2 protein-coding genes and 1 pseudogene are annotated in these 2,759 nt (G+C 60.3%); all 3 read right to left on the bottom strand.

Annotated features, from left to right (window positions below; genetic code table 11):
• Nucleotides 1-80: 80 nt before the first annotated feature.
• Complete coding sequence (locus tag ACOVRJ_RS16220; protein ID WP_422044872.1) at nucleotides 81-443, bottom strand: DUF596 domain-containing protein; 363 nt, start codon at nucleotides 441-443, stop codon at nucleotides 81-83.
• A gap of 77 nt (nucleotides 444-520) precedes the next feature.
• Nucleotides 521-979, bottom strand: a complete 459-nt coding sequence (locus ACOVRJ_RS16215; protein ID WP_422044871.1) for a hypothetical protein — start codon at nucleotides 977-979, stop codon at nucleotides 521-523.
• Nucleotides 976-2,759 (bottom strand): annotated as a pseudogene (locus tag ACOVRJ_RS16210) (hypothetical protein); the annotation flags it as partial. The gene ACOVRJ_RS16215 and the pseudogene ACOVRJ_RS16210, both read right to left, overlap by 4 nt.

Below are 2,759 nucleotides of genomic sequence, written 5' to 3'. Positions count from 1 at the left end.
CTGCTGCTTTGCTGGCTCTGGCTGCGGCTGGCGCCCAGGGTGAAGCTCAGGCCGATGCCGCCGAGTAGCTTGCTGCAGCGCTACTCGGGCAGTTGATCACCCGTAAGTGGCGGGACTTGCCAGGCCGATCCACCTGGGCATTGCTCCGTCAGGAACCAAAGACCAATACCGTTGCCCTCACCAAGATCCATCTCGTCCATCGTCTTCGGGAACGCATCCGAGAACTGCTGGATTTGCTCCTTCACAGTGCCACGCATCGGTATGTCAGTGTCCATGTGAATCAGCTTGATATTTCCTTCTCGTAGCAGCCGCTCAAGCACATGAAGGAACAGTGCTTTGCGGTCTTCGAAGGTACAGGCATCTTCCATAACGTAATCCCAAACCGCATCCAATTCCATACCTTCGGAGCTATCTCGAATCCATTCATAACGTTCTTGCTTCACAGAGCGACCTCCTGCCTGAGCTATATCTCAGCGGGGTTGTGCGGCGGTACCACGCACGGCACATTAGTGAGGTTCGTTCAGGGCCGCTCGGCTGTTGGATCAAGCGACATGCCATTAGCGGCCAATGCAGCGGCAAACTCTTCGCGGCAATTAGGATGAGCTGCGACGAAGTTCCGGCAGCAGTCCTCGAGGAGAGTCATGAATTCGACTTTGGTGTAGATCACCAACGGCGGGTCGTAGTCCCAAAAATCGGACGACACCCATGCAAAGTAGGCGCTGCCATCTACGGGAGCTGGTGGAATTTCGTCGCACATGAACTTGTGCTGCCACTTCCCAATCTCATGGCCAGCCGGCTCAGCGCCGTCCAAAGCGACTCCTGTGCCGATCAACGCTGTGATCGCAGCGTGTATTCGCCCGGGCTGATGACGACTTCCGCTCAACTCAGAAAGAATCAGCGATGTCGCAACTGCAAAGACTGCGTGATCTGAAAACCGGAACCTTGAGGAAAGCGGGAACGTGGATGCGTAGTCTGTCATTTCTTTCCTGGATGTGAGTAAATGCTGACAATCTTGCCGTTGGAATCTCTGGCGATCAAGACCCGGAACGGTACTCCGCCAACTATTACTTGCACCGCGTCTTGGGGAACCAGGCCTGTCCTCTGAATTTCCGTCCATACCTGAGACGACGCCTGCCTAGACATGTCGAGGATCTGCTGATCTGTCCAAGTGCCGTCATAGGTAGTTTTAGGGAGGGGGGGTTTTCCGGCAGCAATTCGATCAGATGTGTTGTACTGATGTTCCCAAATGCCTGGTGCAATCTCTACAGGCTTGCCAATTTCCGTTGCGCCGATAGCTCTCAACTCCGCTTGATACGCCGCCTCTGCGTGAGCACCGTAAACGCTCTTGCTGCTCGGCCCCCCAGTTGACAAGTGTGTCGCCAGATCGCTGTCGTTGGGCGCCTTGCCGAACTTGTCTTTGATCGGCGTGGTCTCGTTAAGTCCGCTCGGCTTATTGCTGAAATCGGCGTCCGGCAGCATCGAATCGGGCTTGCCCGAGACGCTTGTAACTTCAGGCGCGCTGCCCCTGCCCGCCGCGCGCTGAGCTATTGCGTCCTCAGCAGCAGCCAATCCCTTGGGAATGAACTTGGCAGCAAGGGCCGTTAAGCCTGCTTTGGCGCTCTCGACGGCGACATTCTTGAGGATGGTCCGCTCGCCGGGATAGGTTTCAAGATTGAAAGAATCCAGAACCCGCTGGCCTTCGGTCGACTTGTACCCCCCCACCAGGGCTTGAGTTCCTTCCCGCGCCTGCTGATACGACATCACCGACAAGGTACCGGTGAACGCGGCCCCAGCACAGCTGATGGCGGTGGCAGGGCAGGCCACAGCCTGGCCCATGGTGAGCACACCCATGCCCACCGTGCCCACAGCCCCAGCGCCCGCATTGACGGCGCCCCCTAGGCGCTGGGCCGCTTCGCCATGACGCGTGATCCAGTCGCGGGTTGGATCAAGCTTGTCATATACAAACTCACCGCTGGCTTGGAGCTGCTGCTGCTCTTTGAAGTACCCTGCGCCCGCCGTCTGCATGGCGACCAACCGCGCTTTGTTCGGGTCGCTGCTCGGCACACCATCGGCACAGCGCACCAAGGCGCACGCCGCCGCATCCAGTCGCTCTTGCTCCTGCTTGGTCTTGCCCTCTTTGAGGGCCGCCAGCTTCTGAGCCTCGGTGAAATGCAACTGCCGATTGTTCATATCGGCATTGAAGGCCGTGGCCGCACCCGCTGTGCTGCCGCCGCTGGCCGCGGCGCCTATCGTCGCTGCCGTGGCTCCGCCGGCCAGACCGGAGATGAGGTTGGCGGCGCTGTCGCCCAGCCCAGCCTCCTTGAGCGCCGTCTTCAGGCCCGCTTGCAGCGCTTCGAGCGTGGGCGCTGCTGCGCTCGCCGCACCGGCACCCACCGCGCCTGCGCCGCCGCCCGTCAGCCCGCCAATGACCGTATGCAGGGCCACGCGATAGCTGCCGCCCTCATCCCACTTCTTGGCTTCCTCCAGCAGGGCTTGACGCTTCTCCGGGTCGGTTTCGGCTTTGGCCTGGTCCGCAAGCGCATCTCGCTTCTTGCCGGCTTCCGTACCGAGGAACTTGCTCGCCTGCTTGCCAAACTCGCTGGTGACGGCCACCTGCGCGTTCACCTCCTGGCGCGCTTTGTCCTTGTCGAAGATGGGCTTGAGGCCCGCTTCCTTGTCGCCCGTGCGTGCGTCGGTAGCGCCTGCGATCCCGCTGATGCCCGCCGTGCTCGTTGAGCTGGCACTGCCGCTGTCCGAGC

Origin of the sequence: Roseateles sp. (genome assembly GCF_049240545.1) — a bacterium.
In the GTDB taxonomy this organism is placed as follows: domain Bacteria; phylum Pseudomonadota; class Gammaproteobacteria; order Burkholderiales; family Burkholderiaceae_C; genus Paucibacter_A.
Note: the sequence above shows the minus strand (reverse complement) of the source record. Positions and strands in the feature narration are given on the sequence as shown.